This is a genomic window from Arthrobacter sp. TJ-58 (genome assembly GCF_058269295.1).
Window position 1 is genome coordinate 343,148 of sequence record NZ_JBZCNM010000003.1, and the last position, 15,375, is coordinate 358,522.

General features: G+C 66.0%; 12 protein-coding genes, 1 tRNA gene and 1 pseudogene. 10 read left to right on the top strand and 4 right to left on the bottom strand.

The window, feature by feature from the left end; all coding sequences use genetic code 11:
• Window positions 1–14 precede the first annotated feature (14 nt).
• Window positions 15–1,091 carry an AAA family ATPase gene (locus AC4D2W_RS11995; protein ID WP_490927131.1) on the bottom strand — a complete coding sequence of 359 codons (1,077 nt, stop codon included), beginning with the start codon at window positions 1,089–1,091 and terminating at the stop codon, window positions 15–17.
• Window positions 1,092–1,229: 138 nt separating this feature from the next.
• Here AC4D2W_RS11995 and AC4D2W_RS12000 point away from each other — a divergent pair, with 138 nt between their 5' ends.
• Together AC4D2W_RS12000 and AC4D2W_RS12005 are read left to right on the top strand one after the other, a co-directional pair.
• Window positions 1,230–2,132 (top strand): TatD family hydrolase, encoded by a 903-nt coding sequence (locus AC4D2W_RS12000; RefSeq protein WP_490927132.1) that lies wholly within the window; start codon window positions 1,230–1,232, stop codon window positions 2,130–2,132.
• A 371-nt stretch (window positions 2,133–2,503) separates the two neighbouring features.
• Window positions 2,504–3,670: a resuscitation-promoting factor gene (locus AC4D2W_RS12005; protein ID WP_490927133.1), complete on the top strand. Its 1,167-nt coding sequence runs from the start codon at window positions 2,504–2,506 to the stop codon at window positions 3,668–3,670.
• A gap of 84 nt (window positions 3,671–3,754) precedes the next feature.
• Here AC4D2W_RS12005 and AC4D2W_RS12010 read toward each other — a convergent pair whose 3' ends face one another.
• The gene (locus tag AC4D2W_RS12010; RefSeq protein ID WP_490927134.1) at window positions 3,755–4,999 is read right to left on the bottom strand and encodes a hypothetical protein; all 1,245 of its coding nucleotides are present in this window, start codon (window positions 4,997–4,999) and stop codon (window positions 3,755–3,757) included.
• Window positions 5,000–5,253: 254 nt separating this feature from the next.
• Here AC4D2W_RS12010 and rsmA point away from each other — a divergent pair, with 254 nt between their 5' ends.
• The 3 genes from rsmA (at window position 5,254) to AC4D2W_RS12025 (ending at window position 9,157) form a co-directional block, all read left to right on the top strand.
• Window positions 5,254–6,183 (top strand): 16S rRNA (adenine(1518)-N(6)/adenine(1519)-N(6))-dimethyltransferase RsmA, encoded by a 930-nt coding sequence (gene rsmA / locus AC4D2W_RS12015; RefSeq protein WP_490927135.1) that lies wholly within the window; start codon window positions 5,254–5,256, stop codon window positions 6,181–6,183.
• 66 nt (window positions 6,184–6,249) lie between these two features.
• Window positions 6,250–7,230 (top strand): 4-(cytidine 5'-diphospho)-2-C-methyl-D-erythritol kinase, encoded by a 981-nt coding sequence (locus tag AC4D2W_RS12020; protein ID WP_490927136.1) that lies wholly within the window; start codon window positions 6,250–6,252, stop codon window positions 7,228–7,230.
• A 61-nt stretch (window positions 7,231–7,291) separates the two neighbouring features.
• Window positions 7,292–9,157 carry an ABC-F family ATP-binding cassette domain-containing protein gene (locus tag AC4D2W_RS12025; protein WP_490927137.1) on the top strand — a complete coding sequence of 622 codons (1,866 nt, stop codon included), beginning with the start codon at window positions 7,292–7,294 and terminating at the stop codon, window positions 9,155–9,157.
• Window positions 9,158–9,598: 441 nt separating this feature from the next.
• Here AC4D2W_RS12025 and AC4D2W_RS12030 read toward each other — a convergent pair whose 3' ends face one another.
• Both AC4D2W_RS12030 and AC4D2W_RS12035 read right to left on the bottom strand, forming a co-directional pair.
• Window positions 9,599–10,033, bottom strand: a complete 435-nt coding sequence (locus tag AC4D2W_RS12030) for an NUDIX hydrolase (RefSeq protein ID WP_490927439.1) — start codon at window positions 10,031–10,033, stop codon at window positions 9,599–9,601.
• Window positions 10,034–10,036: 3 nt separating this feature from the next.
• Window positions 10,037–10,624 (bottom strand): annotated as a pseudogene (locus tag AC4D2W_RS12035) (TetR/AcrR family transcriptional regulator); the annotation flags it as partial.
• A 199-nt stretch (window positions 10,625–10,823) separates the two neighbouring features.
• Between AC4D2W_RS12035 and AC4D2W_RS12040 the strand changes: the two are divergent.
• From AC4D2W_RS12040 to pth, 5 genes are all read left to right on the top strand, one after another.
• Window positions 10,824–10,895: transfer RNA gene (locus AC4D2W_RS12040), tRNA-Gln, on the top strand.
• 72 nt (window positions 10,896–10,967) lie between these two features.
• Window positions 10,968–12,479 (top strand): bifunctional UDP-N-acetylglucosamine diphosphorylase/glucosamine-1-phosphate N-acetyltransferase GlmU, encoded by a 1,512-nt coding sequence (gene glmU / locus AC4D2W_RS12045; RefSeq protein WP_490927138.1) that lies wholly within the window; start codon window positions 10,968–10,970, stop codon window positions 12,477–12,479.
• Complete coding sequence (locus AC4D2W_RS12050; RefSeq protein ID WP_400926514.1) at window positions 12,479–13,462, top strand: ribose-phosphate diphosphokinase; 984 nt, start codon at window positions 12,479–12,481, stop codon at window positions 13,460–13,462. Before glmU ends, AC4D2W_RS12050 begins: the two co-directional genes overlap by 1 nt.
• A 295-nt stretch (window positions 13,463–13,757) precedes the next feature.
• The gene (locus AC4D2W_RS12055; RefSeq protein WP_490927139.1) at window positions 13,758–14,366 is read left to right on the top strand and encodes a 50S ribosomal protein L25/general stress protein Ctc; all 609 of its coding nucleotides are present in this window, start codon (window positions 13,758–13,760) and stop codon (window positions 14,364–14,366) included.
• A gap of 66 nt (window positions 14,367–14,432) precedes the next feature.
• Window positions 14,433–15,017 (top strand): aminoacyl-tRNA hydrolase, encoded by a 585-nt coding sequence (gene pth / locus AC4D2W_RS12060; RefSeq protein WP_490927140.1) that lies wholly within the window; start codon window positions 14,433–14,435, stop codon window positions 15,015–15,017.
• Window positions 15,018–15,375: the final 358 nt, after the last annotated feature.

Sequence of the window (15,375 nt, forward strand, 5' to 3'; positions counted from 1 at the left end):
GGCCGAACTGCCGGTTAGCGCCGCATTCGTTCCCCGGCGGGACTGCGCGGAACGGGCACCCGGGACAGCAGGTGGGCCAGCAGGTCCGAGGGCGTGTCACCGGAGCTGGCTGCCTTGCGGTCCAGGATCAGGCGGTGGGCCAGGACCGGGTCAGCCAGATGCGAAATGTCATCGGGGAGGACAAAGTCGCGGCCGGCCAGGGCTGCGTGCGCCTTCGCCGCGCGCAGCAGCTGCAGCAGTGCGCGGGGGCTGGCTCCGAGGCGAAGATGCGCGTGTTCGCGGGTGGCCTGCCCAATGGCCACCGTGTATTCCTTCACTGCGGAGGACACGAAGATGTCCCGCACCCGGGCAGTCATGGCGGCAACGTCACGGACGTCGACGACGGCGCCCACCTTGTCCAGGGGCGACGTGGACTGGTGGGTCTCCAGCATCTCTATTTCGGATGCCGTGTCCGGGTAGCCCATGGAGATGCGGGCCATGAATCGGTCGCGCTGGGCCTCGGGAAGCGGGTAGGTGCCTTCCATTTCAATCGGATTCTGGGTGGCCACCACCATGAACGGCTCAGCCAGCCGGTAGGTGCCGCCGTCCACGGTGACCTGCCGTTCCTCCATGCATTCGAGCAGGGCCGACTGCGTCTTTGCAGAGGCCCGGTTGATCTCATCGCCGATCACGATGTTTGCGAAAATGGGGCCCTGGCGGAATTCGAACCGGTGGGCGTCCTGGTTGTAGATGGAGACGCCCGTGACGTCGGAGGGCAGCAGGTCAGGGGTGAACTGGATCCGGCTGACGGAACAGTCGATGGTCCGGGCAAGGGTCTTGGCGAGCAGGGTTTTTCCCACGCCGGGCACGTCTTCCAGCAGCACATGGCCCTGGGCGAGGAGAACGGTCAGCACCAGCATGGCCGCTTCTTTCTTGCCGTCAATCACCGTGCTGACAGCGGAAAGGATGCCCGAGGCTGCCTCATGGAAGGCTTCCGCATCCTGCACTGCTCCGGGGGCACGAGCCCAGGAAACCGGTGATACGGGTGCCGCGGCGCCGGGGGAATCCGTCTCAAAAGGGGCGGCGGCTGCAGCTGGATTTCGAGCGTCCATGGATACCTTCCAAGCCTCGGTGAATCGCAGCCCCGAACCCGGTGGTCAGGGACCCGTGGTGCGACATGACTGCCTTCCGCCCCGTTGGGCGGCGGCCTCACGTGAATACAGGTTACAAGCTCACTTAGGGTTAAAGACATGTGTAATGACAGTGCTTATGTTCCGGGCGATATCCCTGCGGCTTATCTGGACTTTGGATCGGAGAGCGGGAAGCCTTACCCTCCGGGTCCTGAGCCGCTTCCGGTGCCCGTGATCGACAACCATACACATCTGGACTTCGCTCCGGGCAAGGCCGGTACCGCAGGAGTCCGGGCAGCGATGGACGCCGCCCAGGCTGCGGGGGTGCGCGGTGCCGTCCAGGTGGGCACCGACCTTGAGTCCTCCCGCTTTACCGTGCGGATCCTGGACGAGGAGCCGCGGCTGCTGGGAGCGGTGGCCATCCATCCCAATGACGCTCCGGTCCTGGCTGCCGAAGGAACACTGGAAGCGGCCCTGGCGGAAATTGAAGAGCTGGCCCGGCATCCGAGGGTGCGGGGGATCGGGGAAACGGGACTGGACTATTTCCGCACCGGTTCCGACGGCGTCGAACGCCAGCAGTATTCCTTCCGGCGGCACATTGACATTGCCAAGCGGCTGGACCTGGCCCTGCAGATCCATGACCGGGATGCGCACGAGGACGTGGTGCGGGTGCTGGAAGAAGAAGGTGCCCCGGAGAAAGTGGTGTTCCACTGTTTCTCCGGTGACGCGGAACTGGCCCGGATCTGCAACGAGCGGGGCTGGAACATGTCCTTCGCCGGGACCGTCACGTTCAAGAATGCAGGGAACCTCCGGGAAGCGCTCGCGGTGGCTGACCGCCGGCTGCTGCTGGTGGAAACAGACTCGCCGTTCCTGACTCCGCACCCGTTCCGCGGCCGCCCCAACGCCAGTTACATGGTGCCCTACACCGTCCGGTTCATGGCCGCTGAGCTCGGTGCGGACCTCGCCGAACTGGGGTCGGAGCTGGTGGCGAACACGGTCCGGATTTACGGCGACTGGAACTAGTTCCGGGCCGCCGGCGGTCCCCGGGAACTGTACGGACTACTTGGGCGGCCAAAACCCCGGGTTGCCCTCACATCACGGTTCGATTACGGTAAGGACCTATTAGCCGGGGTCGGGGAAGGCACCGGAACTGATATCGAACCACACACCGTCCCGGGGACAGTTGTGCGCGTGCTTCGCCTGAAGCACCGCAATACACCTGTGCCCGGTTTCGGCAGAGGTTCCTTGCCTGCGCAAAGAGTCGCCCCGTGAGATCCGGGGGCATCGGCTGCCACGCGCCCTGATCCCCGTGCCCGGAAACTGTGAACGTTTGGGATTCCGTGGCAAATGCATTTGTGAGGCGTGGGTTGAAACTCACCGGGCAGGCTGTTGTGATGGTCGCCCTCATTCTGGGACTGGTGGCCTTTGTCGGTACCAACAAATCCGTTGTCCTAAGCGTCGACGGCGCCAGCACCAACGTCAAGACCTTCGGCGGAACCGTAGCCGAAGTCCTTGAAAAGGCCGATGTTTCCGTGACCGAGGCGGACAAGGTTCTTCCCGATCTGGGGACCGAGGTCACCGACGGAACCACCATCGAAGTCTTCAAGGCCAAGAACGTGGACCTGACCCTCGACGGCGAAGAAACGACCGTCAGCACCACCGGACAGACCGTTGCGGACCTGGTGTCCGAACTGCGGGTCTCCGCCAACTCCGCCGTTTCAGCGGCGCTGGACACATCGCTCACCGGAATGGATGACAAGCTGTCCATCTCCACCCCGAAAACCGTCACCATTGTGATCGACGGCGCCCCGTATGAGCGCTTCACCACTGCGGAGACCGTGGCAGACGTACTCAAGCAGGCAGGCGTCAAGCTTTCTGCGACGGACCGGGTTTCAGCCCCCGAATCTGCTGCACTCGTGGACGGAATGGCACTGAAGGTCACCCGTGTCCAGACCGGCCAGAAGGACACCGTTACTGAAGCCCTCCCGTTTGAGACCACCCAGGTACCCGACCCGCTCCTTTATGAGGGCGAGGAAAAGGTGACGGTTGAAGGCACTCCGGGGGAGAAGGTCAAAGTCTTTGAGACCGTAATGGTGGACGGCCGTGAGGCCAGCCGGACCCTGGTCAGCGAAAGCGTTTCCCGGGAGCCGGTTGCGGCAAAGATTGCCGTCGGCACCAAGAAGAAGGAAGCTGCACCGGCTCCGGCAGCTCCCGCAAAGCCTGCAACTCCCGCTGCACCCGCCGCACCGGCGGCGCCTGCAGCACCGGCCGCACCGGCGCCGGAAGCACCGTCACCGGGCGGCGCGGCACCGTCGGGCGGCACCTGGGCCGCACTGGCCCAGTGTGAATCCGGCGGCGACTGGCACATCAACACCGGCAACGGTTACTCCGGCGGTCTGCAGTTCAGCGTTTCCAGCTGGCTCGGTGCCGGCGGCGGCCAGTACGCCCCCATTGCGGCAGGGGCCACCCCCGAGCAGCAGATCGCCGTGGCTGAAAAGCTTCGGGCCAACGGCGGCTGGGGTCATTGGCCGGCCTGCGCCGCCAAGCTCGGACTGCTCTAAACCAGCCGTTGCCCTTAGCCGGCAGACTGGGCGGAACAGCTCAATGAAAGGACCGGACCTGGAATCAGGCTCCGGTCCTTTCGTTTAACCCCACGGCGTCACCACGGTGTCACCGCTGCGCGTCCGGGCGGCCAGCCGGGCCGCATGGCCGGCACGGTCCAGCGCTCCGGCCGTCAGGAACGCCGCTGCACTGGCCTCCAGGAGCTGCGCCGCCTCCTGGCTGCTTCCCAATGCCGCCCGGCTCAGCCCGAGGTGCAGTGCCACTTCCGCTCCGCCCTGCGGAGTGAGGGCAGCGCGGCGGGCGTAAACCCCGGCCAGCACCTTCACCGCGGAGCCGTGGTCGCCGCCGAGCTGCAGCCACCGCCCGCGGCTGTGCAGGTCCTCCAGCTCGTCTTCCTCGGTGCCGCCCATCACTGACAGCGCTGTTTCGGCATGCACCATGCACTCATGCGTGGCGGCGTCGTGCAGTCCCGCAGCCAGGCGCATGGAGGCCGAATTGCGGTTGAACGCACTCCACACTTCCAAATCCGCATCCGGAGTCAGAAGGTTCTGGGCTTTGGCATGGTGGCGCAGGCCCGCGGCGGCGTCTCCGCGGCGGAACGCCACATTCCCCACCTCCGAGTACCCTTTTCCGGCCCGCTGCGGATCCGTTGCCGCTTCGAGCAGGGGAATCAGCAGGGCACGGCAGTGCCCCCATGCTTCCTCCTGCAGCCCGCTTTCGGACAACGCAGCTATCAGCGCCGAGTACACCTCAAGCAGCTGATCCACTCCGAGCCTCAGGGACAGGCCCAGCTCCAGCGCACGCCGGGCATGGAGAACGGCCTCGGGCAGTCTGCCTGCGCCCCGGCAGGCCACGGCCAGCAGTGTCTCGGCCTCCGGGCGCAGCGGCTGGCCCTGCGCTGCCAGCGGGTGCCGGGCAAGTACTTCCGCCTCAGCCATGCATCGGGGATAGTCGTGCAGCCGCCCCAGGCAGGCCGCCGCCATGAATGCCATTTCCCACCATTCATTGGGCTCGTCCTCGGCCAGCGCCTCATCCGCGGCCAACCGGGAGTAACGACGCGCGGTGAGGTAGTCGCGCTCATCCCAGGCCTGTGCGGCCGAGAGCGCCAGAAAGATCCGGCTGTCCGCTCCCGGCCGGGCCAGGGGATACCCGGGGACGGAGGAAAGCCGATCAGCCAGGAAGCGGACGGCCCCGCCGCCGGGTTCACGGCGTCCTTTTTCCAGCTGAGATACATCACGTGCCCGGATCACGTCGCCGCCAAGCTCTTCCTGGGTGAGCCGCCGCTCGCGGCGCGCTTCCTCCAGCCGAATTCCAAACGCATTGCCCATACTGATATCCGTCCATCCTGGACTGCGGGTTTTGTTGCGGGCCCAGCAGCGATGCTACCGACCCTGTCCGGGCGCCGGCAGGGTGCTCGCCCATTCTGGAAGCGAACAGCAGGAAGACGGGCACCGGCGGGCAGTCCACGTGCAGACGCACGAACATAACCGCCGGTCAGCCCTGCCAAAGCAGGGCATCCGACGGCCGGCGGACCAGGGGGAGCGGCCCCTGCCTGCGGCCTGCGCTCGGCTAGTATTGCTAAGTGACTGAATCCCCCTCCGCTTCCCGTCCCCAGGTCAAACCGCTGCTGGGTGCCACTGACATCCGCGCCCTGGCCGAGGAACTGGGAGTCCGCCCCACCAAGACCCTCGGCCAGAACTTCGTGATTGACGGCAACACCATCCGGCGGATCGTCGCAGCTGCCGGCGTTGGCCCGGAAGAGACGGTCCTGGAAGTCGGTCCCGGCCTGGGCTCCCTCACGCTGGGGCTGCTGGACGCGGCCAAGTCCGTGGTCGCCGTCGAAATTGATCCGGTGCTGGCCGAACGCCTGCCGGCCACGGTGGCGTCCTGGCGGCCCGAGAAGGCTGACCAGCTGCACGTGGTCCTTGGCGACGCCATGCGCATAACGGAGCTTCCGGTGGAACCCACGGCACTGGTGGCCAACCTCCCGTACAACGTGGCGGTGCCCGTGGTGCTGCACCTGCTGGAACGCTTCCCTTCCCTGCAGCACGGGCTGGTGATGGTCCAGGACGAAGTGGCGGACCGGCTGGCCGCGGTGCCCGGATCCAAGGTCTACGGCGTGCCCTCGGTCAAGGCTGCCTGGTACACCACCATGCGCAAGGCCGGAGTGATCGGCATGAACGTCTTCTGGCCCGCACCCAAGATTGCGTCCGGCCTGGTCGGCTTCACCCGCCACGAGCCGCTGCCCACCACCGCCAGCCGCGAAGAGGTCTTCGCCGTCATTGATGCCGCATTTGCGCAGCGGCGGAAGACCCTGCGCGCCGCACTGTCCGGCTGGGCCGGCAGCCCGGCCCAGGCTGAAAACGCGCTCCGCGCAGCCGGCGTCGATCCGCGTGCCCGCGGCGAGGTCATCGACATCACCGCCTTCGCCCGGATTGCCGAGTCCAAAGACGCCGAAGCTCCTGCCGACGCCGACGCCGACGCCGGGGCCGACGGCGCCCCGCAGCAGTAAGCGCACACCGGCACCGGCAGCTGCTGCATTAACGGCGGGGACCGCCCTTCCTCTAAGTTGGAAGATATGAGCGCAGCGAAGTTTTCATCCGTATCGGCCCCGCCGGCAGCCCCTGCGTCCGTGCGCGTGCGGGCCCCGGGGAAGATCAACGCATCCCTGCGCGTCGGTCCCCTCCGGCCCGACGGCTACCACGGGGTCGCCAGCGTGTACCTGGCCGTCTCGCTGTTCGAAGAGGTGCAGGCAACGGCCACCGAGGCTCCCGGCATCACCGTCACGGTGGACAGTGACGGCCCCCTGCACGTTCCGGTGGCCGATATTCCGCTGGGACCGGACAACCTGGCGGCTCGTGCCGCCCAGGCGCTGGCAGGCTTCGCAGAAAACCCCACCGGGGTGCACCTGCACATCACCAAGCGGGTACCGGTGGCCGGCGGCATGGGCGGCGGTTCAGCCGACGCCGCTGCCGCACTCGTGGCGTGCGACGCCCTGTGGAACACACATCTGTCCCGCGAAGAGCTGGCGGACATTGCCGCCGGCCTCGGCGCTGACGTTCCCTTTTCGCTCCTCGGCGGCACCGCCGTCGGGCTGGGCGTGGGGGACCGCCTAACCCCGGCCATTTCCAAGACACCGCTGCACTGGGTGCTGGTGGCCTCCGACTCCGGGCTCTCGACGCCGGCCGTCTACGGTGCACTCGATGCCCTCCGCGCGGAAGCACAGGAAGAGGCCGAGGAACCGGCGGAAGTCGATCCGGCCGTCCTGGCCGCGATGCGGTCCGGGAATGCCCGGGAGCTGGCAGCCGTTATTTCCAATGACCTGCAGGCTGCCGCGCTCCGGCTGGCTCCGGAACTGGCGGACCTGCTGAGCACCGGCGAACGGCTCGGCGCCCTGGCCGGCATGGTGTCCGGCTCCGGACCCACCGTCGCCTTCCTGGTTGAAGACACCGGCGCCGCGGCTGAGCTGGAAGCGGCACTGCGTTCAGAGGGCCACCGCGCCCTCGCCGTAGAGGGACCGGCGCCGGGCGCCCGGCTGCTGCCCGCCGTCGTTGGCTGACTGTTCCCTCCTGAGACATCACTGATAAAAACCCACCGACACCTCAAGAAAGTAGTACCGATTGGCACACCTGCTTGGTGCTGAGAATCTCAGCATTTCCTTTGGCACCCGCACCATCCTGGACGGGGTTTCCCTGGGCCTGGAAGAGGGGGACCGCATTGGCGTCGTCGGGCGCAACGGTGACGGCAAGTCCACCCTGATGCGCCTGCTGGCCGAGCGGCAGACCCCCGACGAAGGCCGCGTCACCCGCCGCCGCGACGTCACCGTGGGCTATCTGGACCAGTCCGACGTGCTCGACGGCGACCTCACCGTTGGGCAGGCGATCGTGGGCGACGCCGCTGACTACGAGTGGGCCTCCAACGCCCGCATCCGCGACGTCATGAGCGGCCTGATCCAGGAAGTGGATTGGAACGCCTCTGTCTCCTCGCTGTCCGGCGGGCAAAAGCGCCGCGTGGCCCTGGCCAAGCTGCTGACCGGGGACGACGACGTCGTCATGCTGGATGAGCCCACCAACCACCTGGACGTGGAAGGTGTGGCGTGGCTGGCCCAGCACCTGAAGAACCGCTGGCGCACCGATGCCGGCGGCCTGCTGGTGGTCACCCACGACCGGTGGTTCCTGGACGAAATCTGCACCCGCACCTGGGAAGTGCACGACGCCGTGATCGATCCGTTCGACGGCGGTTACGCAGCGTATGTGCTGGCCCGCGCGGAGCGTGACCGCATGGCCAACGTGGTGGAGGGCAAGCGCCAGCAGCTGGTCAAGAAGGAACTGGCCTGGCTGCGCCGCGGCGCACCGGCCCGCACCGCCAAGCCCAAGTTCCGCATCGAGGCGGCCAACAACCTCATTGCCGATGTGCCCGAACCCCGCGACACCCTGTCACTGAACAAGATGGCCACCGCCCGCCTGGGCAAGGACGTCCTGGACCTTGAGGAAGTGTCCCTGACCCTGGGCGACACCGAACTGTTCAAGAACGTCACCCTGCGCCTGGCACCGGGGGAGCGGCTCGGCCTGGTGGGCGTCAACGGCGCCGGCAAGACCACGCTGCTGCGCCTGCTCAACGGCGAAATCGAGCCGACGAAGGGCCGGCTGAAGCGCGGTACCACCGTGCAGACGGCCGTGCTGACGCAGGAAGTCAAGGAACTCGACGAGGTGGCGGACATGCGCGTCATCGAGGTCATCGAAAACGAGAAGCGGGTCTTCAGCGTGGGCGGCCGGGAACTTTCCGCCGGCCAGCTCGTGGAGCAGCTGGGCTTCAACGCCCAGCGCCAGTGGACCCCCGTGAAGGAACTGTCCGGCGGTGAGCGCCGCCGCCTGCAGCTGCTGCGCCTGCTCGTAGGTGAGCCCAACGTGCTGATGCTCGATGAGCCCACCAATGACCTGGACACCGACACCCTGGCTGCCGTGGAAGACGTTCTGGACGGCTGGCCCGGCACACTCGTGGTGGTCTCGCACGACCGGTACCTGCTGGAGCGCGTCACCGACCATCAGATGGCACTGCTGGGTGACGGCAAGCTGCGCGGCCTGCCCGGCGGAGTGGACCAGTACCTTGAGCTGCGCAACGCAGCCCTGGTGGCCAACTCTTCGGCGTCGACGGCGGCCCGCGGATCCTCGCAGGCTGCCCGCGCGGCGGCGGCCGGGTCCTCGCGTCCGGGTTCCGGCGGCGGGGTTGCGACGGCGGTGGCCTCCGGTGCCTCCGAGGCGGAGAAGAGGATTGCCAAGAAGGACCTGACCCGCATTGACCGGCAGATGTCCAAGCTGAAGCAGCAGGTGGAAAAGGTCAACGCGCAGATGACGGCCGCTACGGAGAAATCCGGCGGCGCTGACTTTGAGCAGCTGGCCGAGCTGAACAAGAAGCTGCAGTCGCTGGCGGCCGATCAGGAGGACCTGGAAATGCAGTGGCTCGAGGCGTCGGAAAAGCTCGAGTAGCTTTCCGGGGTGCTCCGGGGCGTCGAGTGTGGCGATCCTGCCGCTTTGGCTCCTCGAGTGTGGCGATCCTGCCGCTTTGGCGTGCTGGAACGGGCATGGTCGCGACTCTCGGTGGTCCTGCGCCGGATAGCCCGTTTGCACGACACGAAATTCCTGTGTGCAGATAACGGGGTTCGCCTAATTTCATAGTGCAGCTCCCGGGCTCAAAGCGGCGAAATCAGCCGTTTTGGGCCCGTGTGCTGGACGGAGGATTTTGGGGTGGGCTGTTTGGGCCCGTGTGCTGCACGGAGGATTTTGGGGCGGGCTGTTTGGGTCCGTGTGCTGCACGAAGGATCTCTTGGTGTGCCGGAAAGAGCGTTATCCCTGCTGCGGATGAACAGATGCCGGACGCAGGGATACTGGCGGGAGGCCTGCCTGGAACGCCTGCCCGGAACGCCCCGCTCAGGCCCCGGCCAGCAGCTGCGGCAGGATGTGGTCGCGCAGCAGCGGTGCAATGTCGTCGCGTTCCAGCGCCTGTGCCGGATCCAGCCAGAGCAGTTCCTCAATTTCGGCCGCGGCCACGGGCCCGCTCCCGAACGCACCGTCCGCCGGCAGCGTGTACGCAAACAGTCCGGCGTCAATGAAGGTGTTTTCTTCGTTCGCGGCCGGGCCGTACCAGTCGCCGAGCGCTTCCAGATCCGACTCCGAAACCGAGAGACCCAGTTCTTCCTGCATCTCCCGCACCGCGGCGGCGCTGAAGGATTCACCGGGTTCCAGCTTGCCGCCGGGCTGCATGAACTTCACGGTTCCGCGCTTGCGGACCAGCAGGATCCGCCCGGCCGCATCGCGGACGAGCACGGCCGAGAGCGTGAGGACCTCCGGAGTGGACTGCTGCATATGGCGAAGCTGCGGATCCTTTTGCAGCCCGGTGAGGCCGTTCCAGGACAGGTTCACCAGATGCGCTGCCACGGTTGCCTTGTCAGGGGTGCGGGCATCCAGCCACCACTGGCCGGTCATCGCAACCATCCCCACCAGCATCTGTGCATACATGCCGCCCACTTCTGCGCTGAGTCCCCGGTTGCTGAACTCCTTGGCCAGGATGTGCTCCACATCGCCGGTGACCTGGGAGAGCAGGGTGGCAAAGGTGCCTTCAGGCTGTGACGGTGGGGCGTCCCGGACCAGGATGCGGAAGCCGTCGGTGTGAGATTCGATATAGTCCAGCAGCGCGTAGGCTGCGCGTTCAATCAGGATCCGGGGACCGGCGTCGGCTCCCAGTGCGTTGGTGATGACGGCGAGCAGCCGGTTGAACTCGGCGTCCACCACTTCTGTGTAGAGCGCCTCTTTGGAACCGAAGTGTTCGTAGACCACCGGTTTGGAGACACCCGCCGCAGCGGCAATGTCCTCGATGGTTGCTCCGTCGAGGCCGCGCAGGGCGAACATCCCCCGGGCCACCTCAATCAGCTGTGCGCGCCGCTGCACGCCGGTCATGCGAAGGCGGGCGCCTGCCGCCGGATTTCTTGCCACTCCCACAGTCTAAGGCCTGCAAACTTCGGCCGATCCGGCTGCAAAACCGGTGCCGGGAGGCTCGCGCGCGCCGTACGCGGAACACGTGCCGGGGACTCAAGTCGCGAAGGCATCGGCCGGCATGGCAAACTAAACTCTTGTGTGCGGGGCAACCGGCACATTTTCCGCCCTGGTGTAATGGCAGCACCCCGGCCTTTGGAGCCGTGGAGTATAGGTTCGAATCCTATGGGCGGAACGGCAGGAGCACCGGGCCGGACCCGGTCTGCAGCCCCCACCAGCGGCCGTACCACCACAGGAGCGCTTTTTCGTGACCACACAGGATCTTGAATCCACAGAGAGCTCCCGCGGCGGCGGGCCCGCAGCGGTTATCGTCTTGGCGGCGGGGGCCGGCACGCGGATGAAATCGCGGACACCCAAAATTCTGCACCCCGTCGGGGGAACCTCCATGGTGGGCCACGCCCTGGCAGCCGCACAGGCACTGGCACCGCGCGCCCTCGCCGTGGTGGTCCGGCACGAGCGGGACCGGGTGGCTGAGCACGTTGCGGCCGCCGCGCCGGAGGCCGTGATCGTGGACCAGGATGAGATCCCCGGAACCGGCCGGGCCGTCCAGGTGGCACTGCAGGCGCTGGAGGCCTTCAACGAACTGGTTGGCACCGTCGTCGTCACCTACGGAGACGTGCCCCTGCTGGAGGCGGACACCCTCCGCGAACTCGTTGCCGTGCATGAACTCGATGCCAACGCCGTCACCGTGCTCACCGCCCGGCTGGAGGATCCCACCGGCTACGGCCGGATTCTGCGCGCCGAAGACGGCACCGTCACGGCCATCGTGGAACACAAGGACGCCGACGACGCCCAGCGGGCCATCACGGAAATCAACTCCGGCATCTACGCTTTTGACGCAGCCGTGCTGCGCGCCGCGCTGTCGGAAGTGACCTCGGACAACTCGCAGGGCGAGATGTACCTGACCGACGTGCTCGGGATCGCCCGTGCCCGCGGCGGCCGCGTCGCCGCCGTCGTTACCGACGATTTCTGGCAGGTGGAGGGCGCCAATGACCGCGTCCAGCTCGCCGCCCTGAACGCCGAACACAACCGCCGCAACCTCATCCGCTGGATGCGCGCCGGCGTCACCATCGCGGACCCGGCCACCACCTGGATCGATGCCTCCGTCACCCTCGACGAAGACGTCACCATCCTGCCCGGCACCCAGCTGCACGGCTCCACCACGGTGGCGCGCGACGCCGTCGTCGGCCCGGACACCACCCTCACCAACGTGGTGGTGGGGGAGGGTGCCAAAGTGGTGCGCACCCACGGCTCCGATGCACGCCTCGGCGCCGGGTCCGACGTCGGTCCCTTCGCTTATCTGCGCCCCGGCACGGTCCTGGGGGCCAAGGGCAAGATCGGCACCTTCGTGGAAACCAAGAATGCTCAGATCGGCGCGGGCTCCAAGGTTCCGCATCTTTCCTATGTGGGGGATGCCACTATCGGTGAGCAGTCCAACATCGGCGCAGCATCCGTTTTCGTGAACTACGACGGCGTCAACAAGCACCACACGACCATCGGATCGCATGTGCGGATGGGCAGCGACAACATGTATGTGGCCCCCGTTACAGTGGGCGACGGCGCGTACAGTGGAGCTGGAACCGTGGTCCGCAAGGATGTTCCGGCCGGCTCCCTGGCCATCAACGTAGCGCCTCAGCGCAACCTCGACGGCTGGGTGCTGACCAACCGTCCCGGCACAGCCGCAGCCGATGCTGCGGCGGCGGCCGCTTCCAAAACCTCCTCAGAAACTGATACCCCCACGCGAGAAAGCGATCATTAATGAGCAGCGAAATCACCGCACAAGGTGAAAAGAAGCTTGTCCTTGCCACCGGCCGGGCACACCCGGAGCTGGCCGAGGAAATTGCACGCTGTCTCGACACGGACCTGCTTCCGCTGGCTTCCTATGACTTCGCCAACGGCGAGATCTACGTCCGCCCCGGAGAAAGCGTCCGCGGAACCGATGCCTTTGTCATCCAGGCCCATCCGGCCCCGATGAACAACTGGCTGATGGAACAGCTGATCACCGTTGACGCACTGAAGCGCGCCTCCGCTAAGCGCATCACCGTAGTGTCGCCGTTCTACCCGTACGCCCGCCAGGATAAGAAGGGCCGCGGCCGCGAGCCGATCTCCGCCCGCCTGATCGCGGACCTGTACAAGACCGCCGGCGCGGACCGCATCATGAGCGTTGACCTGCACACCTCGCAGATCCAGGGCTTCTTTGACGGCCCCGTGGACCACCTGATGGCCATCCCGCTGCTGGCGGACTACATCCGCACCCGCGTGGACGTTTCCAACGTCACAGTGGTCTCCCCGGACACCGGCCGCGTCCGCGTTGCCGAGCAGTGGGCCGAACGCCTCGGCGGCTCCCCGCTGGCCTTCGTGCACAAGAGCCGCGACCTGACGGTTCCCAACCAGGCCGTGTCCAAGCAGGTTGTGGGCCAGGTTGCCGGCCGCACCTGCGTGCTCATCGATGACATGATCGACACCGGCGGAACCATCGCCGGAGCCGTGCGTGTCCTCAAGGAAGCCGGCGCCAAGGACGTCATCATCGCAGCCACCCACGCTGTGTTCTCCGATCCCGCCGCGCGTACGCTGGCCGAGTCCGGTGCCCGCGAAGTGGTGGTCACCAACACGCTGCCGATCCCCGCGGCAAAGCGCTTTGAACAGCTGACTGTCCTCTCCATCGCACCGCTGATCGCCCGGGCCATCAAGGAAGTCTTCGAAGACGGTTCCGTCACCAGCCTGTTCGACGGCAAGGCATAACTCCTTCCGCCGCGGCATCTCCAATCGAATAACTGCACCACCGGCGCTGCCCGTCCAATCATCCGCTCCTTCCGGGGCGGTGGTTCGGACGGGCAGCGCTGTGCTGGTAGGATTGTCTGCGATGCCTAGGCGAGGGAGAGGCCCGAAAATATTCGGGCAGTACTCCGTTATCGACGGTGGCTGGCAACTTCTGACTGCAACGCACTGATCAATGGATCAGCGAACTGCAGCGCTGTTCCCATAACCGGCGCCTTCGTCCCGGCAACCACGGAACATCCAATATCAGGAGTTTGAAATGTCTGAGCAGAAGCTCGCAGGAACCGTCCGCACCGAATTCGGCAAGGGTGCAGCCCGCAAGGCACGCGTTGCCAACATGATCCCCGCAGTCATCTACGGACACGGCGCCGAGGTCATGCACATCCTGCTGCCGGCCAAGGCAACCACCCTGGCAGTCCGCACGTCCAACGCCCTGCTGGAAATCGACGTCGACGGCGAGTCCCACCTGGCCCTGGCCAAGGACATCCAGCGCGATCCGATCAAGCAGATCATCGAGCACATCGACCTCCTGACCGTCCGCAAGGGCGAAAAGGTTGAGGTTGAGGTCAACGTTCACGTTGAGGGCGAACTGGCACCGGGTTCCGACGTCTTCAACCAGGAAGCCAACACGGTTCTGGTTTCCGCCGATGCCACCAACCTGCCGGAAACCATCGTGGTCAGCATCGAAGGCCGCACGGCCGGCGAGCACATCTACGCCAAGGACCTGGAACTGCCGGCCGGCGTTGAGCTGCTGCTGGACCCCGAGACCATGATCATCAACATCTCCGAGTCCGTCGTCCAGGACCTGGGCGCGCCGTCTGATGAGCAGATTGCCGTTGCAGCTGCCGAAGTTGACGCAGAGGTCTAATTCATCTCCGGGGTCTGCTCCCCGTAACGGAGCCGTCCGGTTCTTGTCGAAGGAGCAGTACCTGCAGTGAACAGCAACACCTGGCTTGTAGTCGGGCTCGGGAACCCCGGGCCCGACTACAGTCGCAACCGGCACAATATCGGCCAGATGGTTCTGGATGATCTGGCCTCCCGCGTGGGCGGGAATTTCAAGAGCCACAAATCCCGCGCCCTGATTCTGGAGGGGCGCCTGGGCATCGGCGGACCCCGCGTCATCCTGGCCAAGCCGCAGACCTACATGAATCTCTCCGGCGGCCCCGTCTCGGCGCTGACCAAGTTTTTCGATGTTCCGGCGGACCACGTGGTGGCCGTACACGATGAAATCGATATCCCCTTCAACACCATCAAACTCAAAGCCGGCGGCGGCGAAGGCGGGCACAACGGTCTCCGCGACATGAGCCGGGCGCTGGGCACAAAGGACTACTTCCGGGTCCGCGTTGGAGTGGGACGTCCACCCGGCCGCATGGATACTGCCGACTACGTCCTCAAAAACTTCCCGCCCGCCGAGGCCAAGGAACTGCCCTTCCTCATTGGAGATGCGGCGGACGCCGTAGAGCTGCTGCTAACCGAAGGGCTCACCGCCGCCCAGCAGAAATTCCACACCCCGGCCTAGTTGGGCAGGTAGTCCGGCTGGGAAGACAGGTAAGGCTCCCGTTCCACCAAAAGCCCGCAGACCCATTGTTGGACCCGTTTCCCGTGCCTAAGATTGAGTCATGCCTTAGGGCACTCAAAAGCTGGGGCCGGCGTCGGGAGGCCTCCGAGACTGGGCCACCCCCATCCCGGCGCCGGTCCCTTTTCTTTTATCACCTGCATTTGCTGTGACGCAAAAGTCCATGACTTTCTATCTTGTGGACGAAACCCGGCATCCCGCGTACGCTCACACCAATGACAGGTGCCCTCGCCGTCGTAATACGTTTCAAGCTCCCAGCCGCCCACCAGCTGCTGGGAGCTTTGGCGAGAGGCACCTGTAA